Raw genomic sequence first — 24,578 nt, 5'->3', positions numbered from 1 at the left:
CTTAGCCGCCCCACCCCAGCGCATGCAAGACGATCTTTTTGGCGACACGCTCCCCAAGCCGCCCCCTGCTGAAGCTGCCGCCTCGGCCCCCGCTTTGCCCCCAGCGCAGGACGGTGCAGCCCCCACGCGGCGCACCCGGTCCGGCACCGTGGCCCTCATCGCTTCGGACGATGCGTTGACGGCGCTTGCCGCCGCCCTGCCGCCCCGGTTGCGCCTGGGCACATCGTCATGGACCTACCCCGGCTGGAAAGGCCTGGTGTGGGAGGGCGAGCATTCCGACACGCAACTTTCCAAACAAGGGCTGGCCGTGTATGCCCAGCACCCGCTGATGCGCACGGTGAGCATCGACCGCAGCTTCTACCGCCCGCTCACGGTGAGCCAATATGAACGCTATGCGTCACAGGTGCCCGACGATTTCCGGTTTGTGGTCAAAGCCCCCAGCGTGGTGACGGATGCACTGGTGCGCAGCGAAGACGGACGGGGCCGCCAGCCCAACCCGGCGTTCTTGAGCCCCGAGCTGGCCCGCAGCGAATGTGTCGAGCCTGCGCTGCAGGGGCTGGGCCACAAGCTGGGCGCGTTGGTGTTCCAGCTCAGCCCCCTGCCGCTGGCGCAGCTGGACCGCATGCCCCTCTTGCTGGATCGCCTGCGTGCCATGCTGCTGGCCCTGCCCCCGTTGGCACCGCTAGCGCCTGATGGCGTGATTGCCGTGGAGGTGCGCGACCCCGAATGGCTGACGCCGGACTTTGCGGCCGTGCTGCGCGAAGCGGGCGCCACCTATTGCCTGGGGCTCCACGCCAAGATGCCGCCGCTGCAAAACCAGTTGCCCATGCTGCGTGCGCTGTGGCCCGGCCCGTTGGTGTGCCGCTGGAACCTGAACCCCGTGCACGGCCCCTACGGCTATGAAGAGGCCGAGCGGCTGTACGAGCCCTACGACCGGCTGCATCACCCGGACCTGGAAACCCGGGCGGCGCTGGCTGCCGTCATCGCGGGTACCACGGGTCGGGGGCAGAACGCCTTCGTGACCATCAGCAACCACGCAGAGGGCTGCGCGCCGCTCACGGTGCGCGGGGTGGCTGAAGAGGTCGCAAAGCTGGCGGCCCGATAAGGGCGCCGCCGCTCCGTCACGCCCCGTTCGGCTCTATGGCTCCGGCGCCTGCTCGATGCGGTTGCGCCCGCCTTGCTTGGCGCGGTACATCGCGCGGTCCGCGCGACGCACCAGTTCTTCGGCCAGTTGCTCGCGCTCGGGCGCCATGGTGGCCACACCAAAGCTCACCGTCACGATGCCGTGGGGGGCACCCTCGTGCGGCAAGGCCAGGGCCTGGATGGCCTGCTGGATGTGCTGGGCCACCTCCAGCGCAGCCGGGGCATCGGCGCCGGGCAGCAGCACCACAAACTCCTCGCCGCCAAACCGCGCCACCACGTCGCCGTCGCGGCGTCCCCCGGTCTGCGCCAGCGTCAGGGCCAGGGACTTCAGGCAGGCATCGCCCGCGAGATGGCCGTAGTGGTCGTTGAAGTGCTTGAACACGTCCACGTCCAGCATGATCAGCGACACCGGGCCATGGGCCCGCTGGGCACGCGCCCATTCATGGGCCAGGGCCTGGTCAAAGTGGCGGCGGTTGGCAATACCCGTCAGGCCGTCGGTGTTGCTGAGCAGTTGCAGCTGGTTGTTGGCCTGGGCCAGCGCCTGCGTGCGCTCGTCCACCAGGGCCTGCAGTTCCTGGTTGCGCTGCTGCAGGCGGCTGGCGGGGTACACCTCGCCGTCGCGCGCGAGGCCGTAAGGGATGGAGATGCTGCTGTGCGCAATCTTCCAGTCGTCGCGCTCCTGCCGGAAGACCAGCACCAAACGGGCAGTCTCACTGGCAAACAGCGGATCAGGGTTGGGCAGGTGGATGTGGAAAAACGCCGTCACGGCCAACACGTCTGCCCCCAGCTCTTGGGGGAAGATGTCTCGCATCTCGATGCCGATGTGCCCGGGCACCTGCGCAAAGTCGAGCCGCGTGATGTTCACCCACTCGCTGCGGGACTTGATGAGTTTGTCGCTGCTGCCCGCAAAGCCGCTGAAGTTCTCGCTGAAGCGGTCCACCAACCGGGCATCGCGCGACGCATACATGGCGATGTACTCGTCAAACAGCATGCGGGCCAGTCGTTGGCGTTCGGGTGACATGGGCAACTTTCTCCTGAAGGCCGGGAGCGGAGGGATAGGGGGTCAAGGCGCAGCCACGGCAGTCCTGGACGCAATGCCTTGCTGCACAGAGCGCGAAGCGCATCACTACTGCACAAAAAACAGGCGCTTCAACAAATGTAGCACTCAGTAACACACTTGTGCAGCCAGCCGCGCCGACCCTCGTCGCAACAGATCACTGCCGCATGGCGGGGCAAGTCTGCTGGGCTAGTCCGCGCTGCCAAACAGCGAACGCGTACCGCCCAGGCAGGCCCCTTCGATCTGCAGCATGCGCATCTTGGTCAGCGCACCGCCCCCGGCCGAGAAGCCGCCGGGCTTGTCACCCGCCGCCAGCACTCGGTGGCATGGCACCACCGGCGCAAACGGGTTCAGGCCCAGCGCCTGCCCCACGGCGCGCGACAGGCCCTTACCGCCCAGCTGTTCCGCCACCTCGCCATAGGTGCGCGTCTGGCCCGGCGGAATGGCCCGTGCAATGGCGTACACCTGCTGGTGAAACGCCGACACACCCGACATGTCGAGCGGCACCTCCCGCAGGTCCAGTGCCTGCCCGGCCAGCAAGCCCTGGATGCCTGCGATGGCATGGCGCACCTCGACTGGCGGAACGGCCGGCGGCAACACCTGCGGATAGGTGCCCTGCCCCAGCCCGCGCAGCAGGCGCGCCTGGGTGGCCGGTGCATCGGCCTCGGGCAATTGCACTGCCGCAATGCCACCGGGCCCCCAGGCAATGCCGCAGGGGCCGAGCGCCGTATCGAACAGGGCGTGGCCCCACGCGGCCGCGTGGGCATCAGCGTTCAGCGGTGCATCCGGGGACATACGCTATGCATTTAATAGCTGCTGGCGCATATTGCACTAGCGCATGCAGCCATTTTTATTCAAACACCTGCCGCCAGGCGTCTGTGGGCGCGTTGCGCTGGTCAGTCCGCCCGCAGTGCCGCGCGCAGCTGCGCACCCAGCTCTGGCTTGGCGGCAAACGGGTCGGTGGGGTTGCGGCCCATCATTACGTCTTCCATGCGCGTCTGGACCGATGCCAGGGCCTTGGGGTGGCTGTAGATGTAGAACTGGCCTTGCGCTGCCGCGTCGAACACCTTTTGCGCCACCTCGGCCGCGGTCACCTTGCCGCTGCCCACGGCCTTGTCGCTCATGGCCTGGCCGATGAGCTGGCTCTTGGTGGGCCTTTCGGCAGGCAGGTCGCCGGGGCGGTTGCGGTGGCTCTGGTTGATGCCGGTGGGCACAAAGAAGGGGCACAGCACGCTCGCGCTGATTTGGTCGGTGACCAGCGACAGGTCCTGGTATAGCGTTTCCGACAGGGCCACCACCGCGTGTTTGCTCACGTTGTAGATGCCCATGTTGGGCGCTGCCAGCAGACCCGCCATGCTGGCCGTGTTGATGATGTGGCCGCGCCAGGCCGGGTCGGCCTTGGCGGCTGCCAGCATCATGGGGGTGAACAGGCGCACGCCGTGCACCACGCCCCACAGGTTCACGCCCAGCACCCACTCCCAGTCCTTGACCGAGTTTTCCCACACCAGGCCGCCCGCGCCCACACCCGCGTTGTTGAAGACAAGGTGTGGTGCGCCAAAGCGCTGCTGCACATCGGCGGCCAACTGCTCCATCTGAGCGGCGTTCGACACGTCCACCTTGCGCGCCAGCACCTGGCTGCCTGCGGCCTGCATCTCGGCCGTGGCGGCGTCGAGCGCGTCCTGCTGCACATCCACCAGCACCAGGTTCATGCCCAGGCGGGCGCCAATGCGAGCGCATTCCAGGCCAAAGCCCGAGCCAGCGCCGGTGAGGACGGCGGTTTTGCCGGCAAAGTTGTCGATCATGTTTTGTGTCTCCTAGGGGTTGTCGATGGATGATGGGGTGCGGTCGTGAAACATCGGGCGGCGCGGATACCGACACACCGCTTCGACGAACGCCGCCCGAACGCGCAGGCGCATCGGGCGCGAAGCGATAAAAAAGGCCGCCGTTGTTCAGGGCGCCAGAGGCCGCAGCACGTAGCCGATGCGGGGGAAGTGAACGTGCACGGTGCCCGCGCGCGGGTCGGTACGGCGCAAGGTGTAGCGGGTGCGGGTAGCGGCAATCAATTCACCTTCCGTGGGCTCCGTGCCAAAGCTCTCGGCGGCAATCGTGACCTGGCTGCCCAGCGGGATGCCGTGCTCGTCCTGGAACAGGTCGTCGGTCAAAGGCAACGGGTCCATGCCTGCGGCCACCGTGATGGCGTCGGCAGCGCTGAACTTCTCCATGCGGCCATGGCCCAACGCTGCCATACGGTCCATCCACTCCAGCACGGCAGGCGTGGCGGCGAAGATGTCGGCCATCACCGGCACGCACTGGCGCGTGAACCACAACGGGTGGTAGGCCGCAAAGTCGGCCAGGCAGGGCTCGGCACCGAACAGAAAGTCGTGCTCTTCGGCCATGTGGGCGATGCGGCGCAGGTACGAGCGGTAGGCCGCCGTGGCGTCGGCCGGGCGCAGTCGGTTCATGCCCGCGCTCATCTCGCGGCGATCCTCGCCAAATACTTGTGCTGCAGCGGGCGGCAGGTTGGCAAACATCACGGCAGCGCCCTTAGGCTGCAGGTTGTAGGCCATGGCGGCCCAGAACAGCGTGGTGTCGGCCCACTGCGCAAACACGCGCGCCACACCCTTCAGGTGCGGCGGGTACAGCACGGGCTCGGGCTGTTCATGCTCCAGCACATCGCAGATCAGGGCCGAGTCGCAGTAAATGTCGGCGCCGATCTGCATGAACGGCGTCTTGCGGTAACCCCCCGTGAGCGCCACCACGTCGGGCTTGGGCATGACGCTGGGAATGATGACGGACTTCCAGGCCAGTTGCTTGAAGCCGAGCACCGCACGGATCTTTTCGGAGAACGGGGACGACGGGTAGTGGTGCAGGATGAGGTGGGACATGGGAGTCTCCGTAAAAATGGGTGGAATGGCTCAAGCCGGCAGCGCGCGCGCCAGGATGGCGTCAAGGTTGACACCCGCTCCCAGCGTGCCAAAGCTATAGCCCCAGTCGCCGCCCAGGCGCGAATCGCAAAACGCGCCGAACACGCCTGCGGGCGCGCTGCGGTACAGCAGCGCAGCCTGCACAGCCAGCGCCACATCCTGCGCCAAGCGCCGGGCCTCGGCCTCGGTGGTCATGGCGTCCACGCGCAGGGGCAAGGCACCTGCGAGGCGGTCCAGCGCCGGGTGGGCGCCGCGTGCGGGGGCCAGCTCGTCGGCCAAGGCAGCTGCGGTGTCGGCACGGCGCACGGCGCGCAACAGGTCCAGCGCCATGATGTTGCCCGCGCCTTCCCAGATGGAGTTGAGCGGCATCTCGCGGTAGATGCGGGCCATCACGCCCTCACCGCCCTCTTCCACATAGCCGTTGCCGCCCAGGCATTCCATGGCCTCTTGGGCAAACACGCTCCCGCGTTTGCACACCCAGAACTTGGCCACGGGCGTGAGCAGGCGGGCCATCACCGCCTCATGTTCGCTCTTGTCTTTCTGGTCAAAAGCGCTCGCAAGCCTTATGGATAAAGCGGTAGCAGCTTCACTTTCGAGAGCAAGGTCGGCCAATACATTGCGCATCAGCGGCTGCTCGATGAGCTTCTTGCCAAACGCCGAGCGCTGGCGCGTGTGGTGCAGCGCGATGCTGAGCGCCTGCCGCATGAGGCCGCTGGTGCCCAGGGCGCAATCGAGCCGCGTCATGGTGCCCATCTCCAGGATCTGCGCCACGCCCCGGCCCTCCTCGCCCACGCGCCAGGCCATCGCGTCGATGAACTCGACCTCGGAGCTGGCGTTGGCGTGGTTGCCCAGCTTGTCTTTCAGGCGCTGGATGCGGATCGAATTGACCGTGTCATCTGGCAGCACACGCGGCAGGAAAAAGCAGGTGAGCCCGCCGGGCGCCTGCGCCAAGATCAGAAACGCATCGCACATGGGGGCGGAAAAGAACCACTTGTGCCCCGTGATGCGATAGCGCGCGCCCCAGGCATCCTCGCCATCCGGTACGGCCTGGGTGGTGTTGGCGCGAACGTCCGATCCGCCCTGCTTCTCGGTCATGCCCATGCCCATGGTGAGCGCGGATTTCTGCGAGAACAGCGCCAGGCGCGGGTCGTACTGTGTGGCGGCAAGGCCCTTGCTCCAGTCGGCCCACACGGCAGCATTGCCCCGCAAGGCAGGTGTGACGGCGTAGCTCATCGACACGGGGCAGAGGATGGAGGGCTCGGCCTCGGTGAACAGCATGAAGCCTGCCGCGCGCTCCACATGCGCGTGGCCCGTGTCCTGGCGCGACCAGGGCGTGGCGTGCAGGCCGTGGCGCAAGGCGGCGCCCATCAGCGCGTGGTAGCTGGGGTGGAACTCCACCACATCCGTGCGGTAGCCAAAGCGGTCGTGCGTGCGCAGCTGGGGCTTGTAGGTGTTGGCCAGGCGTGCGTGGCTCAGCATTTCGGCTGCGCCCATCTCGGCGCCCAGCGCGGTGAGCCCATCCACACCCAGGCCAGGAGCATGCAGGCGCAGCGCGTCCTGCAGCGGCAGGTTGGTGGTGAACAGGTTCACGTCCGCCCAGGGCGTGCTCTGGTTGAAGACGTCATGGGTACGCGCCAGGGTGGCGGTGGGTAAGGTCATGTCGGCTCCTTCACGGGTGGGCGGGGGTGAATGGTCGAGGGGGCTGCGGCTGCGTCAGCCCGCCTTTCTCAGCATTTCAACGTGCGGGATATCGTCTTCCAGGTATTCGTCCGAGACCGCCTCAAAACCCAGGCTGCCGTAAAAGCTTTGCAGGTGCGCCTGCGCGCTGATGCGGATGTCCCGGCCCGGCCACGCCTGGCTGCAGCGGGCAATGCCCTCCTGCATCAACGCCCGGCCTGTGCCGTTGCCGCGCGCCTCCTTGGCGGTGACCACGCGGCCGATGGAGGGCTCGGGGTAGTTCACGCCCGGGTCCACCACGCGCAGGCAGGCTTGCAGCGCACCCGCCTCGTCATAGCCCAGCAGGTGGTGGGACTGCTTGTCGGCACCGTCCGGGTCCTGGTACGAGCCCTGCTCCAGGATGAAGACCTTGCAGCGCAGGGCCAGGGCGTCATGCAGGGCATGCACGCCCAGGTCGTCGAAGCGGGCCCAGGTCCACTTCAGCATCATCAGATCAGCTTGACCAGTTGCTTGCCAAAGTTCTTGCCCTTGAGCAGGCCCAGGAAAGCCTCAGGCGCAGCCGCAATGCCTTGGGCAATCGTTTCGCGCGGGCGCAGCTTGCCGGTGCCGACCAGCGTGCCCAGCTCCTTGAGCGCGTCGGGCCAGACTTCCATGTGTTCGCTCACGATGAAGCCCTCGACCTTCATGCGGTTGATGAGCATGAGTGCAGGGTTGGCCATGGGCAGCGGCGCACCGTCGTAGCCAGCGATCATGCCGCACAGGGCAATGCGGCTGAAGGCGTTCATGCGAAGCATCACGGCGTCCATGATCCAGCCGCCCACGTTCTCGAAGTACCCGTCGATGCCGTTGGGGCAGGCTTCTTTCAGCGCTTTGGACATGGCCTTCACGTCGCTGTGGGCACGATAGTCGATGCAGGCGTCAAAGCCCAGTTCTTCCACTGCGTACTTGCACTTGTCCGCGCCGCCGGCAATGCCCACCGCGCGGCAGCCACGGGCCTTGGCCAATGCAGCAAAGGCGCTGCCCACGGCGCCCGTGGCGGCGCTCACCACCACGGTGTCGCCTTCCTTGGGCGCAATGATCTTGACCAGGCCGTACCAGGCCGTCACGCCGGGCATGCCCACGGCGCCCAGGTAGTGCGACAGCGGCACATGGGTGGTATCCACCTTGCGCAACGCGCCGGGCTGGTCGGCATTGACCACGCTGTACTCCTGCCAGCCGCCCATGCCCACCACCTTGTCGCCCACGGCGTACTTGGGGTGCTTGCTCTCGGCCACCTCACCCACGGTGCCACCGATCATGACTTCGCCCAGCGCCTGCGACGCGGCGTAGCTCTTGCTCTCGTTCATGCGGCCGCGCATGTAGGGGTCCAGGCTCAGGTAGTGGTGGCGCACCAGCACCTCGCCATCCTTGAGCGCGGCCGTGTCGGTCGCGACCAGCTTGAAGTTGCTGGCCACCGCTTCGCCCTGGGGGCGGTTGTCGAGAACGATTTGTTGGTTGCGTGGCATGGAAAGCTCCTTCAGAAAATTCAACACTATGTTTTTGATAGCTGCCAGCGCATATATCCATTGCGCTTGCAGTTAAAAAGACTCTAAAGCCTGGTGGTGACCTCGCTCACCGACTCAGTCGGTGGAGATGACCTTGAGGTCATTCACATTGCGCCCGTCCACCGGCAGCCGTTTGACGTACTTGAACGTGCCGGTGGCATGGCAGCACACCTTGCCCTGCGCGTCGTACACCGTGCCCTCGGTAAACGCCATGGTGGCCGTGCGGTGAATCAACCGTCCCTTGGCCACCAGCGGCCCACGTGCGGGCTGCATGAAGCTGGTCTTCATCTCGATGGTGACCACACCCATGTCCGGCGTCACGCTGCGCGCGGCCGTGGCCATGGTCACATCCAGCAGCGTCATCGACGCACCGCCGTGGGTCACGGCAAACGAGTTCAGGTGCTCGGGCTTGGCTTCGTAACGCAGCTCGGACTCGCCGTCCTCCATGCGGTGCAGCGTGAAGCCCAGGTGGCTGACAAAGGGGATTTCGACACCAAAACTTTTCAAGGGATTTCCTCAGTACACGAACTCGAAAACTGGCGCGGCCCAGACCAAGGCAGCCAAGCAAGGGCCGCCCCGCAGCGAGGGCTGCGTCCCCCTTCCCGGCGAAGCCGAGAGAAGGGGGAAGGCGCGCAGCGCCTCAGGGGGATGCTCATCCACCCGTAACGATACTCACACCGCCATCCACCGCCAGCCACTGGCCGGTGATGTGCTTGCCTGCATCCGACGCATACAGCGCGCACAGGCCCTTCAAGTCTTCATCATCGCCCAGGCGGCCCAGCGGTGCGTGCGCGGCCAATGCCTCTTCGCCCATGGCCTTGAGCGTGCCCACCGTCATCTTGCTGGGGAAGAAGCCCGGGCAGATCGCGTTGACGCGGATGTTGTACGCGCCCCATTCGGCCGCCAGCGCCCGCGTGAAGTTGATCACCGCGCCTTTGGAGGTGTTGTAAGCAATGGTGTTCATGCCCTTGGGGTTGCCACCCAGGCCTGCGATGGACGCCACGTTGATGATGCTGCCGCTGCGGCGGCCGATCATGCTGTGCTTGGCGATGTGCTGGCTCAGGATGAAGTAACCGCGCACGTTGAGGTTCATCACCTTGTCCCAGGCTTCCACGGGGTGGTCTTCAGCTGGAGAGCCCCAGGCCGCGCCTGCGTTGTTGACCAGGATGTCCACATGGCCCAGGCGCTGCAGGGTCTCGTCGGCCAAGCGGCGGATGTCGGCCTCGTTGGCGCAGTCGGCGGCGATCCAGCGCGCGTCGATGCCTGCGGCCTGCAGGTCGGCGGTGGCCTCTTCAAGGTCCGACGCCTTGCGGGAGCTCAGCACGATCTTGGCGCCGGCTTCGCCCAGCGCGTGGGCCAGTTGCAGACCCAGGCCGCGCGAGCCGCCGGTCACCAGGGCGGTCTTGCCCGTCAGATCAAACAGTTGTTGGATGGTGCGTGTCATGTGAATGTCTCCTTCGTTTTTTGCCAATCGGTCAATGTTCGCGCCCGCAGGCCCGGCGCTTCAGTGCATGGGCTGCGGTTGATCTCAGGCAACCATTGTGCGGCGCCATGGGGCCGCATTGTGTCGCCGCCGCGTCGTCCCTGCCGCCCTGCGGCGTTCCCGTGTTGGGCCGCTTCAGCCCTGGGGGTCGGCCTGGAGCCGCGCGCGCACGGCGATCAGCACGACGCCCACGGCCGCCACCACGCCCCCACCCACCATCAGTACCCAGCCGGTGGCCTCGTCCCTGCGGGCCGTGGCGATGCCCAGCACCAGGGTCAGCAGGCCGCCGTAGATCAACACCCAGATGAGTTTGTGCAAGCGCTGCAGCGTGTGCGGTGCCACCATCAGAACGCCTCTTCAGGGAAGCTGGCGCAGGTCGCGTCGCGCGTGCTGACCACTTGCAGCCAGGCGCCGATCTTGGGCAGCTCGTAGTGGAAGAAGAAGCGCATGGCGCCCATGCGGCCCACGCTGGCGGGCTGCGCCAGGGCTGCATCGGCCGCCAGCGTGGCCAGCGCCACGTCCAGCCACACCCAGGCCATCACTGTGTGGCCAAACGCTTGCATGTAGGGCACGGCGTTGGCCAGCGCATCGGCCGGTTGTCCCGTGGCCCAGGCGGCCTTGGTGGCGGCGCCCACGTCCTGCAGCGCCTTGCCCAGCGCGTTGGCGTGGGCAGCGAGTGCGGGCACCTGGATGGCGCGCTCGATGGTGGCGTTGATGCGCCCGGCCAGCAGTTGCAGGCCACGCCCGCCTTCCATCAGCACCTTGCGGCCCAGCAGGTCCATGGCCTGGATGCCGTGGGTGCCTTCGTGGATCATGTTCAGGCGGTTGTCGCGCCAGTACTGCTCCACCGGGAAGTCGCGCGTGTAGCCGTAGCCGCCGTGGATCTGGATGGCCAGGCTGTTGGCCTCCAGGCACCATTCGCTGGGCCAGCTCTTGGCGATGGGGGTGAGCACCTCCAGCAACAGGCGGGCGTCGTCAGCGGATGCCGCGTCGCCGGTGTGCTGCTCGTCTACCAGCTTGGCGCAAAACAGGTTGAGTGCCAGCGCGCCTTCACCGTAAGACTTTTGGGCGAGCAACATGCGTTTCACATCGGCGTGTTCGATGATGCGCACCTGGGGCTGGGCGGCATCCTTGACCACCGCTGCGGCGCCGTCTTTCGGACCTTGAACTGGGCGGCCCTGGGGTCGGTTCTTGGCGTAGTCCAGGCTGGCGTAGTAGCCCGCCAGGCCCAGCATGGTGGCAGCCATGCCGATGCCGATGCGCGCCTCGTTCATCATGTGGAACATGCAGTGCAGGCCCTTGCCAGGCTGGCCGACCAGGTAGCCCACCGCGCCAGCCTGGCCGTCCACAGGGTACTTGCCCTCGCCAAAGTTCAGCAGCGTGTTGGTGGTGCCGCGCCAGCCCAGCTTGTGGTTCAGGCCCGCCAGCGCCACGTCGTTGCGCACGCCAGTCAACTGGCCGTTGGTGTCCACCAGCTTCTTGGGCACGATGAACAGCGAAATGCCCTTGGTGCCCGGCACCAGCTTGCCGTCCGCCCCGGGGATCTTGGCCAATACCAAGTGCACGATGTTCTCGGTCAGTTCATGGTCGCCCGAGCTGATCCACATCTTGTTGCCTGTCAGGCGGTAGCGCGGGCCCAGCAGGTCGGATTCGAAGTCGCCGCCATCAGGCACGGCGCGCGTGGCCACATCGGACAGCGAAGAGCCCGCCTGAGGCTCCGACAGGCACATGGTGCCCGACCAGCGGCCGTTGAATTCATTGAGCGCGAACACCTCTTTCTGCAACGCCGTGCCGTGCGCCATCAGCAGGTTCGCATTGCCAGAGGTGAGCAAATTGGAGCCAATGCTGATCGATGCCACGGCAAAGAAGCTGTTGGCCGCCGCCTCGACCATGTAGGGCAGCTGCATGCCGCCAATCTCGTAGTCCTGCGCGGCCGACAGCAGGCCGGATTCTGCGTAGGCCTTGCGCGCCTCGTAGGTGGCCTGCGGCAGAATGACCTTTTCGCCGTCGAAGTGCGGCTCCTCGGTATCTACCGTGCGGTTGAACGGCGCGTACTTCTCGCGCGCGATGCGCTCGCAGGTGTCGAGCACCGCGTCAAACGTGTCGCGGCTGTGGTCCGCAAAGCGCTCACGCTCCGTAAGCGCAGTGGCGTTCAGCCAGTCATGGAGCAGAAAATTGAGGGTGGGGCGAAGGGTCATGGCGCCATTGTCCAGCAGCTTGATTCATTGCCAAACTGGAACTGTCCTGTCGGCGACGGCACCACGGACCGGCAGGCAAAACAGCTCTGAACACCGAACAGAAAAGTACGCCCTCCACGGAGATGTCTGACCCCACGCCAACGCCCTCCAGGCTGTCTATCAAGCCGCCATCAGTCTGGCCATGTTGGCGGTGGCCGCCATGGTGTTGGCACGCAAGCGGCCCAGCGTAGCCTGCTTGTCGGCATCTGACTTGTCCAACTCGGAGACCATTGTTCCGAAAGCGTCCAGGCGGCTACTGTGCATCCACTTGCGCAACGGCTTGTCTTGAGACCACCGGACCTGATTCATCGTACTCATCAGCGTCGCGCGTGCGTAGCCAGCCAGATTGCCCGGGAAAGGGACAGGCGTACACAACTGGTTTTTGTAGGCATCGTCATCGCTGTGGGCCTCCACATAGGCGGTGATGGCAGCGCTGAGTGTGACCAGCGGCATGCGCAGCAGCTGCACCACGATGCGGTCCGGTTGAAACACCGGCTGGGACGCGAGCGCTTTCACGGCAGAGGCAGTGCAGTCGATGTACAAAGTGTCGGGGGGCATCGCCACCCGCCCCTTCTCCAAAGTCAGCGCATTGCACCCGATGGATTGGACCCGCCCCATTCGGATGACCTGCTCGATGGTGCGCAGCAATTCAATCTCTCCCGTGGAGATTGTGGCGTAGTGAAACATGGTGGGCGTTTGGCGCGGGTCTATGCGCAGCATCTGACCAAGCGCTTCGAGCTTCAAGAACACTTCATCGATGGTTGCCGACTCGGCAAAAGCAGCCATCTTGTCTGCCTCGCCGCCGATGCTGTCGTTGAAGAAAGCGACGCCAGGCTGGGTGTGCAGACGGTTTTGCAACCACGAGTCGCGTGGCACAACCCATTGAATGCAGTCCGGCCGCGCGCCGTTGCGTAGCAGCCAGACCGCCGCATCCATGGCCGTTTTTCCTGCGCCCAGAATGCAGAACTGCTGCGGCACAGGCTGCCTTACGGCGTTCATCCAGAGTGCCGGCAATGCATTGGGCGTGATACAGCGCAAGCCTTCTTCGACCGAGAATTTTGGCGTGTGCGTGGCTGGCACACCGATGTCGGCACAGGTGGTGTCCACGATTCTCTTGCGCACCGAAATGCGCGTTTGCGCGCCAGACAGCAGAGAAACCACACGCCCTTCGCCCTGGTGGTCGCTCATCGGGTGGTAGCTGACCCGCCCACTGGGCAAAAAGCGCTGCTGCATCAGCTTGTCAAAGTAGGCATTGACCTCCAAGCCACTGGCCAGCTCGAAAAACCCGCTGTTGGGGCCGTGGGTGTCCAAGCGGCGACTACCCAGCTCGGTGGAGTTGACGCCGTAGTAAGCCGACGGCTGGTGCAGCGCCACGAAAGAATACGCATCGTTCCAATGGCCGCCGGGCTTGGCCCGGCGATCAACGAAGGTGATGTGGGCATCGCTTTCATCCAGCAGGGTATCTGCAAAGGCCATGCCTACTGCACCGCTACCGACGATCAGGTAATCCGTGGCGTGAGACATTTTTCCGCCCCTTGGTTTGGGAACTACCCGTTGCGTGGCATCCCCGGTTGGCTTCGGACGACATCAGTATGGGCTCAGAAGGCAAAAAGCTCCAGTCCGCTGATCAGGCCGCGCTGAAGCGCGCCCATAGCATCAACACTGCGAGACCTGGAAACATCGCGCCCATGATCCGGCCGCCCTGCGCCGACCTCCTCGCATTCTTTGACGATTCATCCGCGTTGCGTAGGGGCTAGAGGGTTGCCCCCTCGACCCCACCCAGCTTCACACGACCGCAATGCTCATGCGCGCCGGTGAAAACCGGGAGCCGCTGGCCCCACACCCCCCACGGGCGCGGCGAGTAATCAAGCAAAGGCGCACACAAAAAAGCCCCGCACAGACCTTGCGGCCTGTGCGGGGCATCTTCCCGCCAAGACAGGGGCGTTTACAGCACTTCAAACACGCCCGCAGCGCCCATGCCACCGCCGATGCACATGGTCACGCACACCTTCTTGGCGCCACGGCGCTTGCCTTCGATGAGGGCGTGGCCCGTCAGGCGCTGGCCCGACACACCGTAGGGGTGGCCCAGGGCGATGGCGCCGCCGTTCACGTTCAGTCGGTCGGCCGGAATGCCCAGCTTGTCGCGGCAGTACAGCACCTGCACGGCGAAGGCTTCATTCAGCTCCCATAGGTCGATGTCCTGCACCGTGAGGCCCAGCTTCTTGAGCACCTTGGGCACGGCAAACACGGGGCCGATGCCCATTTCGTCAGGTTCGCAACCGGCCACAGCAAAGCCGAGGAAACGGCCCAGGGGCTTGAGGCCCTTCTTGCTGGCGTACTCTTCGCTGGTGACCACGCAGGCGCCGGCGCCGTCGGAGAACTGGCTGGCATTGCCGGCCGAGATCAGGCCGCCGGGCAGCGCCGAGCGCAGGCCGCTGATGGCCTCTACCGTCGTGCCTTCCCGCGTGCCTTCGTCCTTGCTCACCGTGACTTGCTTGGTGATCAGGCCCAGCGTCTTGTCGGCCACACCGGCCGTCACGCTGATGGGGGCGATTTCGGCGTCGAACAGGCCGGCAGCCTGGGCTGCGCAGGCCTTTTGCTGGCTGCCAGCGCCGTATTCGTCCATGGCTTCGCGGCCGATGTTGTAGCGCTTGGCCACTTGCTCGGCGGTCTGCAGCATGCTCCAGTAGATCTCGGGCTTTTGCTTGGCCAAGGCCAGGTCCTGGATCATGTGCAGGTTCATCTCTTGCTGCACGCAGGAGATGCTTTCGACGCCACCGGCCACGAACACATCGGCTTCGCCAGCGATGATGCGCTGGGCGGCCATGGCAATGGTCTGCAGGCCGGACGAGCAGAAACGGTTGACGGTCACGCCCGATGCCGTGATGGGCAGGCCAGCCTTCAGCGCGATCTGGCGTGCGATGTTGCTGCCCGTGGCGCCTTCGGGCGTGGCGCAACCCATGATGACGTCGTCCACGTCAGCGCCGTCGATGCCGGCGCGCAATACGGCGTGCTGCACGGCATGGCCGCCCAGGGTGGCGCCGTGCGTCATGTTGAACGAACCCTTCCAGCTCTTGGCGAGTGGCGTGCGGGCGGTGGAAACAATCACTGCGGAGGTCATGTGAATTCCTTTGATTCGGTGTCTGTGGATGCGGCTTACTGGAAGGCCTTGCCTTCGGCGGCCAGCTTGGCCAGCAGCGGAGCGGGCTTCCAGAACGCTGCGTCGTCCAGCGGGTTCTTGGCAAAACGGTCCATGGCCTGCACCACGTTGAACAGACCCACTTCGCTGGCGTAGTGCATGGGGCCGCCACGGTGGATAGGGAAGCCGTAGCCGGTCAGGTACACCATGTCGATGTCGCCGGACTTGCTGGCAATGCCGTCTTCCAGGATGTGCGCGCCTTCGTTGACCAGAGCGAATACCAGGCGTTGCACGATTTCTTCGTCCGAAATCTTGCGCGGCGTGATGCCGAGTTCCTTGCGGTGGTCTTCGATCATCTTGTTGACCAGGTCGCTCGGGATCGCATCGCGCTTGCCGGCCTGGTAGTCGTACCAGCCTGCGCCGGTCTTCTGGCCAAAGCGGCCCAGTTCACACAGCTTGTCAGCGGTGCGGCTGTACTTCATGTCGGCGCGCTCCACGGCACGGCGCTTGCGGATGGCCCAGCCGATGTCGTTACCAGCCAGGTCGCCCATGCGGAACGGGCCCATGGCAAAGCCAAACTTTTCGATGGCCTTGTCCACCTGCTGCGGCGTGCAGCCTTCGTCCAGCAGGAAGCCCGCCTGGCGGCTGTACTGCTCGATCATGCGGTTGCCGATGAAACCATCGCACACGCCGGAAACCACCGAGGTCTTCTTGATCTTCTTGCCGATGGCCATCACGGTGGCCAGCACGTCCTTGGCGGTTTCCTTGCCGCGCACCACCTCCAGCAGCTTCATCACATTGGCGGGGCTGAAGAAGTGCATGCCCACCACGTCCTGCGGACGCTTGGTGAAAGCGGCGATCTTGTCCACGTCCAGCGTGGAGGTGTTGGAGGCCAGGATGGCGCCGGGCTTGGCCACAGCGTCGAGCTGCTTGAACACGGCTTCCTTGACGCCCATCTCTTCGAACACGGCTTCGATGATCAGGTCGCAGTCCTTGAGGTCGTCGTAGCTCAGCGTGGTGCTCAGCAGGGCCATGCGCTGCTCGTACTTGTCCTGCTTGAGCTTGCCCTTCTTGACCTGGGCTTCGTAGTTCTTCTTGATCGTGGCCACGCCACGGTCCAGGGCTTCCTGCTTCATTTCCAGAATCTTGACGGGGATGCCCGCGTTCAGGAAGTTCATGGAAATGCCGCCGCCCATGGTACCGGCACCAATCACGCCCACCAGCTTGATGTCACGCTTGGGGGTGTCGGATGCGACATCGGGAATCTTGCTCGCTGCACGCTCTGCCATGAACAGGTGGCGCAGTGCGCGCGACTCAGGCGTCCACATCAGGTTGATGAAGATCTCGCGCTCGACCAGCATGCCTTCGGCAAACTTCTTCTTGGTGGCTGCTTCGACTGCGTCGACGCACTTGGCGGGCGCAGGGAAGTTCTTGGCCATGCCCTTGACCATGTTGCGCGCGAACTGGAAGTACGCATCGCCTTCAGGGTGCTTGCAGGGGAAGTTGCGCACCAGGGGCAGAGGACGGGCATCGGCCACGCTTTGTGCAAACGCCAGGGCTTCTGCCGCCAGCGATTCGGCCGACGCGGCCATCTTGTCGAACAGCTTCTGGCCGGGCACGGCACCGATCATTTCGCTCTTGACGGGCTCGCCGCTCACGATGAGGTTGAGCGCGGCTTCCACACCGATCACTCGGGGCAGGCGCTGCGTGCCGCCTGCGCCGGGGATCAGGCCCAGCTTGACTTCGGGCAGCGCGATCGAGCAGCCAGGCGCTGCAATGCGGTAGTGGCAGCCCAGGGCCAGTTCCAGCCCGCCGCCCATGGCGACGCTGTGCATGGCGGCCACGACGGGCTTGGCCGAATTTTCGATGGCGGCAATCACCGACAGCAGATTGGGTTCTTGCAGCGACTTGTCGGTGCCGAACTCCTTGATGTCGGCGCCGCCAGAGAACGCACCACCAGCACCGGTGATCACGATGGACGTGACCGCTGCATCGGCATTGGCACGGCCAAGGCCGTCCACGATGCCCTGGCGGGTCGCCAGACCGAGTCCGTTGACGGGAGGGTTGGCCATGGTGATCACGGCAACGGAGCCGTGGACTTTATATTCAGCGGTCATGGTGCTGTTGTTCCTTGGAAAGTGAAAAAGAACGATCGTGCGTTTTTATTGTAGAGACTTCAAACCCATTTGGCGTGTCAATTTGTCCCGGGCGGGACAAGGGGGTTTGCAGTGCAACATTTGGTAGCGCAAAAAAAGAGGCGCCTTCAGCTATCGGGCGCCTCTTTTAGCCATGGTTTTTCAGAAATCGTCAGACTTCAAGCCATTCCTTGCGGATGTAGTTGTCGGCCCGCAAGCTGTCCGGCGTCCCCTGGAACACGATGGAGCCATGCCCCATCACCAGCGCGCGGTCCGAGATCTTCATCGCGATGGTCAGCTTCTGCTCGATCAACAGCACCGAGATGCCGCGCGACTTGATGGTCTGCAGGTACTGGCCCACCAGCTCGACGATCTTGGGCGCGAGGCCTTCGGTGGGTTCATCGATGATGATGAGGTCGGGGTCGCCCATGAGCGTGCGGCACAGGGTCAGCATCTGCTGCTCGCCGCCCGACATCACGCCCGCTTCGGTGTGCTGACGCTCCTTGAGGCGCGGGAACATCTCGTACATGTCGTCAAACGACCAGCGGCTGTTCTTGCCGCTGCCCTTCTGGCCCAACATCAGGTTCTGGTGCACGGTGAGGTTGGGGAACACATCGCGGCTTTCAGGCACATAACCCACCCCCAGGTGGGCTATCTCGTAGGCCTTCTTGCCGTTGAGGTCCTGCCCCTTCCAGTTCAGTGTGCCCTCCCAGTCCACCAGGCCCATGATGGCCTTGGCGGTGGTAGAGCGGCCCGAACCGTTGCGCCCCAGCAGGGCCACGATTTCACCGGGTTGCACGTCGAAGGTCACACCATGCAGCACATGGCTTTTGCCGTAGTAGGCGTGAAGATTTTCAATTTTCAGCATGTCAGTGTCCCGCCCCTTGCTCGTCCGCAACGACCGAGCCCAGATAGGCCTCTTGCACGCGCTGGTTGGCGCGCACCTTGTCGGGCGTGTCAAAGGCAATCACCTCGCCATACACCACCACGGCGATCTTGTCGGCCAGACCGAACACCACGCCCATGTCGTGCTCCACCGTGAGCAGCGTGCGGCCTTCGGTCACTTCCTTGATGAGGTGGATGAAGCGCGAGGTCTCGGTCTTGCTCATGCCGGCCGTAGGTTCGTCCAGCAGGATCACATTAGCGCCGCCCGCGATGGTGATGCCGATCTCTAGCGCGCGTTGCTCGGCGTACGTGAGGTTCATGGCCAGCGTGTCGCGCTTCTTGTCGAGCTTGATCATCTCCATGAGCTGCTTGGCGCGCTCATTGGCATCGTGCAGGTTCGACAGGAAACGCAGGAACGTGTACTTGTAGCCCATGCTCCACAGCACGCCGCAGCGCAGGTTCTCGAACACCGACAGCTTGGGGAAGATGTTTGTGATCTGAAAGCTGCGCGACAGGCCGCGCCGGTTGATCTCATACGGCGCCATGCCATTGATGCGCTGGCCGTTCAGGATCACGTCGCCACTGGTGGGCGCGAAGCGCCCGCTGATCAGATTGAACAGCGTGGACTTTCCGGCACCGTTGGGGCCAATGATGGCCACCCGTTCGCCAGGGGCCACCGCCAGGTTGGCACCCCGGATGATCTCGGTCTTGCCAAAGCTCTTGCGCAGGTCGCGCAGTTCGAGCGCATAGGTTGCGTTGTCAGCCGCCATGGTTACAAAGCCTCCCCGCGCTTGATTTCATGTTCTATTTCTTCCTGGATACGGCCCCACTGACGCAAAAACTGGCGGCGGCAGAGTTCAAACAGTGCAAAGCCCGTCACCATCACAAACACCGCGCCAAACCAGCTGGTAAAGCCCTTGGCATTGAGCGTGGCGCCGAGGAATGTCAGCTCTGACCCAAGCGCCGCATTGAGCTGCAGGTGGTAGGTCATCTCGATCATGCAGGCCGCGCCCATCACGCCCACCAGAGCGGTACCGCCCATCGCCAGGTAAGAGGTCAACAGCGGCCGCAGCTTGCCAAACTTGGCCAGGCGCAGGTTCATCATGATCAGGCTGGCTACGCCACCGGGCGCATACATCACCATGAACAGGAACACCAGGCCCAGGTACAGCAACCAGGCCTTGGACAGCTCGGACAGCAGCACCGAAGCCAGCACCAGCAACACCGCACCAATGATGGGACCGAAGAAGAACGTGGCTCCGCCAAGGAAAGTGAACAGCAGGTAGCCGCCCGAGCGCACGACGTTCAGGCTGTCGGCACCCGTCACGATCTCGAAGTTGATGGTGGCCAGACCGCCACCGATACCGGCAAAGAAGCCGGCGATGATGAACGCGAAGTAGCGCACCCGCTGCGTGTTGTAGCCGATGAACTCCACACGTTCAGGGTTGTCGCGCACGGCGTTCAGGATGCGGCCGAGCGGTGTGCCGGTGAAGGCAAACATCGCTGCCGTGCACACGAAGCAGTACACAGCGATCAGGTAGTACACCTGAATGGCCGGCCCGAAGGTGATGCCGAAGAACGACTGGCCATACACGCGGTCGGTAGTGATGCCGCCTTCGCCCCCAAAGAACTCGGGGAACATCAGCGCCATCGAAGCCACCAGCTCGCCGATGCCCAGCGTGATCATGGCGAACGTGGTGCCCGACTTCTTGGTCGTGACAAAACCCAGCAAGATCGCAAAGAACGCCCCCGCCAGCCCGCCCACGATGGGGATCAGCACCAAAGGAATGTTGAAGCTGCCTTTGCTTGCCATGTTCATGGCGTGGATGGCTATGAACGACCCCAGGCCGGTGTACACCGCGTGGCCGAAGCTCAACATGCCGCCCTGCCCCAACAACATGTTGTAGGACAGGCAGATGATGATGAGGTAGCCGATCTGCGAGAGCATGGTCAGCGCCAGGCTGCTGCGAAACAGCATGGGCGCGACGATCAGTGCGACGGCAAACAGCGTCCAGATCACAAAACGCCCCACATTCCAGGGCTTGAACCGGTAGTGCGACGTGGCACCAGAAACAGGATGAGTGGTTGAGTTCATGGCTTCAGTCCTCCCGTGTGCCCAACAGGCCCTTGGGGCGGAAGATCAGGATCAGCACGAGGAACAGGTACGGCAGGATGGGCGCCACCTGGGAGATCGTGAGCTTGAGCAAGGGATAGCCGAAGGTCTGGTCGGTCACGGCCACACCCACGGCCTTGAAGACGTGGATCAGCGAGTAGTCCAGCGCCACGGCAAAGGTCTGCACCACACCGATCAGCAGCGAGGCGATAAAGGCCCCTGCCAGCGAGCCCATGCCGCCCACCACCACCACCACGAAGATGATGGAACCCACGGACGCCGCCATCGCAGGCTCGGTCACATAGGTGTTGCCACCGATCACACCAGCGAGGCCCGCCAGCGCGGCGCCGCCACCAAACACCAGCATGAAGACGCGCGGAACGTTGTGGCCCAGTGCCTCCACCATCTCGGGGTACTTGAGGGCTGCCTGGATCACCAGGCCGATGCGGGTGCGTGTGAGCAGCAGCCACACCGACAACAGCATCAGCAGCGCCACCAGCATCACAAACGAACGCGACTTGGGAAACTGCGTGCCGTACAGCGAGAACAGCGGGCCCTGCAATTGCTCGGGCAGGCCGTAGGGCACCGTGGAGCGGCCCCAGACCAGCTGCACGACTTCCAGGATCAGGTACGACAGCCCGAACGTGACCAGCAGCTCGGGGACATGGCCGAACTTGTGCACCCGGCGCAGGGCATAGCGCTCGAACGCGGCGCCCAGCGCAAACACCACCAGCGGTGCCAGCACCAGCGCAGGCCAGAAGCCCACCACCCCGGAGATGGTGAACGCGAAATAGGCACCCAGCATGTAGAAGCTGGTGTGTGCGAAGTTGAGCACGCCCATCATGCTGAAGATCAGCGTGAGGCCCGAACTCAGCATGAACAGCAGGAGCCCGTAGCTCACGCCGTTCAGCAAAGAGATCACGAAAAACTCAGGATTCATTGGAATTTTTCATCACGGAGGGAAAAAAAAGGCCCGAGTAGGTCGGGCCTCGAAGTTCTGGCGCCGAAGCGCCAGCGCCGGATTTACGGGCGTTTCATCTGGCACGACGTGGGCGTGCTGGCCACATAGGGCTCGTAGTACTTCAGCGGCACGAAGGTGTAGCCGGTGTTCTCCGAGTCGATGGGGTACTTGCCGCCGGCCTTTTCCCACTTGGAAATGAATAGGCCCTGCTGCAGCTGGTGGTCGGTCTTGCGCATCTCGACTTCACCGTTGAAGCTCTTGAACTTCATGCCTTCGAACGCAGCGGCCACCTTGACGGGGTCGGTGGACTTGGCCTTCACGAAACCTTCGGACAGCATGGTGAAGGCGTGGTAAACGGCGCCGGTGTACATGTCGTCGTTGAACTTCTTCTTGTAGTCCACCACGATCTTGTTGAGCTCGCCCGGCAGGTTCATGTGGGCGTAGGCCACCATGTACACGCGGCCGGCAGCCGCAGCGCCCATGGCCGTGGGGCTGCCGGTGACGGAACCGTAGTAGGTGTAGAAGTTGACGTTGTTCAGGCCAGCGTCGTTGGCGGCTTTGATCAGCAGCGCCAGGTCGGAGCCCCAGTTGCCGGTGATCACGCTGTCAGCGCCCGATGCCTTGATCTTGGCGATGTAGGGTGCAAAGTCACGCACCTGGGCCAGGGGGTGCAGGTCGTCACCCACAAACTGCACGTCAGGGCGCTTGCGCTGCATCATCTCCTTGGCGAACTTGGAGACCTGGTGGCCGTGCGAGTAATTCTGGTTGATCAGATAGACCTTCTTGACCTCAGGCAGGTCCTTCATGTAGGTCGTCAGGGCTTCCATCTTCATGGAGGTATCTGCGTCCAGACGGAAGTGCCAGTAGCTGCACTTGCTGTTGGTGAGGTCTGGGTCCACGGCAGCGTAGTTCAGGAACAGGACTTCCTTGCCGGGATTGCGCGCGTTGTGCTTTTCGAGCGCGTCCATGATGGCCAGCGCCGGACCGGAGCCGTTGCCCTGCACCACGTAGCGTGCGCCCTGGTCCATGGCCGAGCGCAGGGCGCTGGTGGTTTCCTGGGGGCTGAGTTTGTTGTCGATGCCGATGATTTCGAATTTGACGCCAGCAGGGTTCTTCTTGTTGAACTCTTCAGCGATGAACTGGAAGCTCTTGAGCTGGTTCGTTCCCACGGCTGCCATCAGGCCAGACAGGGGGTCGAGCCAGGCGATTTTCACCGTCTCGCCCTTTTGAGCGAAGGCCCCGCCAGCGCTTGCCAAGATTACCGAGGCTGCTACAGCCTTAATAGCGAACTTCATGGTTTTGTCTCCTTGTAAATCGACACAACGCAGCGTACCGCGTTGCAACAAAGCGATGCTCAGGGATTGCCCCTACCAGCGTCGCACACGTGACTGGCGCAGCGCTCCCCCGAGCGCGCACCAGCCTGGGGCAGTGCAAAAAATGGCCTTCGCAAGCGATGCGCACACATGCATTGCCCCACCCTGATCACAGGCCCGGAAGCTTGTAATCCTTGAGCTGCTCGCGCAGTTTGGTCTTGAGCATCTTGCCGGTCGCGCCCAGCGGAATGGCATCGACAAACACCACGTCATCCGGGATCTGCCACTTGGCCGTCTTGCCTTCATAGAAAGCCAGCAGCTCTTCACGGGTCACCTCTGTGCCCGGCCGCTTGACCACGGCCACGATGGGGCGCTCGTCCCACTTGGGGTGCGGCATACCCACGCAGGCCGCCATGGCAATGGCGGGATGGGCCATCGCGATGTTCTCGATGTCGATGGAGCTGATCCACTCGCCGCCGGACTTGATCACGTCCTTGCTGCGGTCGGTGATCTGCATGAAGCCGTCGGCATCGATGGTGGCCACGTCACCGGTGGGGAACCAGCCCCTGCCCTGCGCGTCGCGCACCAGGGGGTCGCCGCCCTCGCCCTTGAAGTAGCTGCCCACGATCCACGGTCCCTTGACCAGCAGGTCGCCATAGGTCTTGCCGTCCCAGGGCAGCTCATTGCCGTCGCCACCCACGATCTTCATGTCCACACCATAGATGGCGCGGCCCTGCTTTTGCAGCACCTTCATCTGCTCGTCCTTGGACATGACCAGGTGCTTGTTCTTGAGCGTGCACAACGTGCCCAACGGACTCATTTCGGTCATGCCCCAGGCGTGCAGCACCTCCACACCGTAGTCTTCCTTGAACGCGTGGATCATGGCGGGCGGGCAGGCCGAGCCGCCGATCACCGTGCGGCGCAGCGTGGAGAACTTGAGGCCCGCAGGCTTCATGTGGCCCAGCATCATCTGCCACACCGTGGGCACGCCCGCCGCGTAGGTGACCTTCTCGGCCTCGATGAGCTCGTAGATGGACTTGCCGTCCATCGCCGGACCAGGAAACACCAGCTTGCAGCCCGTGAGCGCGGCCGAGTACGGAATGCCCCAGGCATTGACGTGGAACATGGGCACCACCGGCAGCACGGAGTCGCGGGCCGAAAGGCACATCACATCGGGCAGAGCCGCCGCGTAGGCATGCAGTGTGGTGGAGCGGTGGCTGTACAGCGCGGCCTTGGGGTTGCCCGTGGTGCCGCTGGTGTAGCACATGCTCGATGCAGAGTTCTCATCAAACTCAGGCCAGGCGTAGTCGGAAGACTGGGCACCGATCCAGGCCTCGTAGCTCGTGAGGCCCGGGATACCGGAATCCGCAGGCAACTTGTCCGCATCGCACAAGGCCACCCACTTTTTGACGGTGGGGCACCTGGCATGCACCGCCTGCACCAGGGGCAGGAAGGTGGTGTCAAAACACAGCACCTGGTCTTCAGCGTGATTGATGATCCAGGCGATCTGGTCGGGGTGCAGGCGCGGGTTGACGGTGTGCAGCACGCGGCCCGAGCCACTCACGCCGAAATACATCTCCATGTGGCGGTAGCCATTCCAGGCCAATGTGGCCACCCGGTCACTGAACTGGAGCTTCAGTTCGTCAAGCGCATTGGCCAGGCGGCGGGCACGTGCGGCAAGGTCGCGGTACGTGTAGCGATGGATGTCACCCTCCACCCGTCGGGACACGATTTCGGCGTCGCCGTGGTGGCGCTCGGCGAATTCGATCAGCGACGAAATCAGCAACGGTTGACTCTGCATCAAGCCCAGCATGAATACTCCTTGGATGTTGTAGTGAATGGAACGGTCATCGTAGCGCGCGTATCGGCGTTCGGGTGTCGCCCGCGTCGTGCCCCCGCACGCCACTGGGATGAACCCACGCACGCCGCACCACCGCACTGGCGTGGCATGGGCGGCGGCATGGCTG

21 protein-coding genes are annotated in these 24,578 nt (G+C 64.1%); 1 reads left to right on the top strand and 20 read right to left on the bottom strand.

Annotated features, from left to right (window positions below):
* Positions 1-22 precede the first annotated feature (22 nt).
* Positions 23-1,105 carry a DUF72 domain-containing protein gene (locus tag C8C99_RS07185; protein ID WP_108625354.1) on the top strand — a complete coding sequence of 361 codons (1,083 nt, stop codon included), beginning with the start codon at positions 23-25 and terminating at the stop codon, positions 1,103-1,105.
* 33 nt (positions 1,106-1,138) lie between these two features.
* On the opposite strand, the gene C8C99_RS07180 is transcribed toward C8C99_RS07185, so the two are convergent.
* The 20 genes from C8C99_RS07180 to C8C99_RS07080 all read right to left on the bottom strand — a co-directional run bounded on the left by C8C99_RS07180 (position 1,139) and on the right by C8C99_RS07080 (position 24,424).
* The gene (locus C8C99_RS07180) at positions 1,139-2,164 is read right to left on the bottom strand and encodes a diguanylate cyclase domain-containing protein (RefSeq protein WP_108625353.1); all 1,026 of its coding nucleotides are present in this window, start codon (positions 2,162-2,164) and stop codon (positions 1,139-1,141) included.
* Positions 2,165-2,389: 225 nt separating this feature from the next.
* Positions 2,390-2,995, bottom strand: coding sequence for a methylated-DNA--[protein]-cysteine S-methyltransferase (locus C8C99_RS07175; RefSeq protein ID WP_056645267.1), 606 nt, complete (start codon positions 2,993-2,995; stop codon positions 2,390-2,392).
* 101 nt (positions 2,996-3,096) lie between these two features.
* Positions 3,097-4,002 (bottom strand): SDR family oxidoreductase, encoded by a 906-nt coding sequence (locus C8C99_RS07170; RefSeq protein WP_056645269.1) that lies wholly within the window; start codon positions 4,000-4,002, stop codon positions 3,097-3,099.
* A gap of 147 nt (positions 4,003-4,149) precedes the next feature.
* Positions 4,150-5,085, bottom strand: coding sequence for a glutathione S-transferase family protein (locus C8C99_RS07165; RefSeq protein WP_108625352.1), 936 nt, complete (start codon positions 5,083-5,085; stop codon positions 4,150-4,152).
* Between the two features lie 30 nt (positions 5,086-5,115).
* On the bottom strand, positions 5,116-6,783 hold the full coding sequence (locus C8C99_RS07160) for an isovaleryl-CoA dehydrogenase (RefSeq protein WP_199226351.1): 1,668 nt from the start codon (positions 6,781-6,783) through the stop codon (positions 5,116-5,118).
* A gap of 54 nt (positions 6,784-6,837) precedes the next feature.
* Complete coding sequence (locus C8C99_RS07155; protein ID WP_108625351.1) at positions 6,838-7,290, bottom strand: GNAT family N-acetyltransferase; 453 nt, start codon at positions 7,288-7,290, stop codon at positions 6,838-6,840.
* Positions 7,290-8,306, bottom strand: a complete 1,017-nt coding sequence (locus C8C99_RS07150) for an NADP-dependent oxidoreductase (protein ID WP_108627072.1) — start codon at positions 8,304-8,306, stop codon at positions 7,290-7,292. The genes C8C99_RS07155 and C8C99_RS07150 overlap by 1 nt, the downstream gene beginning before the upstream one ends.
* Before the next feature lie 114 nt (positions 8,307-8,420).
* Positions 8,421-8,852: a PaaI family thioesterase gene (locus C8C99_RS07145; protein WP_108625350.1), complete on the bottom strand. Its 432-nt coding sequence runs from the start codon at positions 8,850-8,852 to the stop codon at positions 8,421-8,423.
* Positions 8,853-8,997: 145 nt separating this feature from the next.
* Positions 8,998-9,789 carry an SDR family oxidoreductase gene (locus C8C99_RS07140; RefSeq protein ID WP_108625349.1) on the bottom strand — a complete coding sequence of 264 codons (792 nt, stop codon included), beginning with the start codon at positions 9,787-9,789 and terminating at the stop codon, positions 8,998-9,000.
* Between the two features lie 174 nt (positions 9,790-9,963).
* Positions 9,964-10,173, bottom strand: a complete 210-nt coding sequence (locus tag C8C99_RS07135) for a hypothetical protein (protein WP_108625348.1) — start codon at positions 10,171-10,173, stop codon at positions 9,964-9,966.
* Positions 10,173-12,026 carry an acyl-CoA dehydrogenase gene (locus C8C99_RS07130; protein ID WP_108625347.1) on the bottom strand — a complete coding sequence of 618 codons (1,854 nt, stop codon included), beginning with the start codon at positions 12,024-12,026 and terminating at the stop codon, positions 10,173-10,175. The genes C8C99_RS07135 and C8C99_RS07130 overlap by 1 nt, the downstream gene beginning before the upstream one ends.
* A 159-nt stretch (positions 12,027-12,185) precedes the next feature.
* Complete coding sequence (locus tag C8C99_RS07125; protein WP_108625346.1) at positions 12,186-13,589, bottom strand: NAD(P)-binding protein; 1,404 nt, start codon at positions 13,587-13,589, stop codon at positions 12,186-12,188.
* Positions 13,590-14,010: 421 nt separating this feature from the next.
* Positions 14,011-15,186 carry an acetyl-CoA C-acyltransferase gene (locus tag C8C99_RS07115; RefSeq protein WP_108625344.1) on the bottom strand — a complete coding sequence of 392 codons (1,176 nt, stop codon included), beginning with the start codon at positions 15,184-15,186 and terminating at the stop codon, positions 14,011-14,013.
* Between the two features lie 35 nt (positions 15,187-15,221).
* Positions 15,222-17,321, bottom strand: coding sequence for a 3-hydroxyacyl-CoA dehydrogenase NAD-binding domain-containing protein (locus tag C8C99_RS07110; protein ID WP_094290992.1), 2,100 nt, complete (start codon positions 17,319-17,321; stop codon positions 15,222-15,224).
* A 190-nt stretch (positions 17,322-17,511) separates the two neighbouring features.
* Complete coding sequence (locus tag C8C99_RS07105; RefSeq protein ID WP_108625343.1) at positions 17,512-18,207, bottom strand: ABC transporter ATP-binding protein; 696 nt, start codon at positions 18,205-18,207, stop codon at positions 17,512-17,514.
* A gap of 1 nt (position 18,208) precedes the next feature.
* Positions 18,209-18,994: an ABC transporter ATP-binding protein gene (locus C8C99_RS07100; RefSeq protein WP_015014388.1), complete on the bottom strand. Its 786-nt coding sequence runs from the start codon at positions 18,992-18,994 to the stop codon at positions 18,209-18,211.
* Positions 18,995-18,996: 2 nt separating this feature from the next.
* Positions 18,997-20,319, bottom strand: coding sequence for a branched-chain amino acid ABC transporter permease (locus tag C8C99_RS07095; RefSeq protein ID WP_108625342.1), 1,323 nt, complete (start codon positions 20,317-20,319; stop codon positions 18,997-18,999).
* A gap of 4 nt (positions 20,320-20,323) precedes the next feature.
* A complete protein-coding gene (locus C8C99_RS07090) occupies positions 20,324-21,277 on the bottom strand; it encodes a branched-chain amino acid ABC transporter permease (protein ID WP_108625341.1) in 954 nt (317 codons plus the stop codon).
* Between the two features lie 83 nt (positions 21,278-21,360).
* The gene (locus C8C99_RS07085) at positions 21,361-22,593 is read right to left on the bottom strand and encodes a branched-chain amino acid ABC transporter substrate-binding protein (RefSeq protein WP_056645296.1); all 1,233 of its coding nucleotides are present in this window, start codon (positions 22,591-22,593) and stop codon (positions 21,361-21,363) included.
* Between the two features lie 187 nt (positions 22,594-22,780).
* Positions 22,781-24,424 carry a 3-(methylthio)propionyl-CoA ligase gene (locus C8C99_RS07080; RefSeq protein WP_108625340.1) on the bottom strand — a complete coding sequence of 548 codons (1,644 nt, stop codon included), beginning with the start codon at positions 24,422-24,424 and terminating at the stop codon, positions 22,781-22,783.
* Positions 24,425-24,578: the final 154 nt, after the last annotated feature.

It is taken from the genome of Acidovorax sp. 107 (assembly GCF_003058055.1).
Classification (GTDB): domain Bacteria; phylum Pseudomonadota; class Gammaproteobacteria; order Burkholderiales; family Burkholderiaceae_C; genus Acidovorax.
This window is presented reverse-complemented; position numbering and strand designations above follow the sequence as displayed.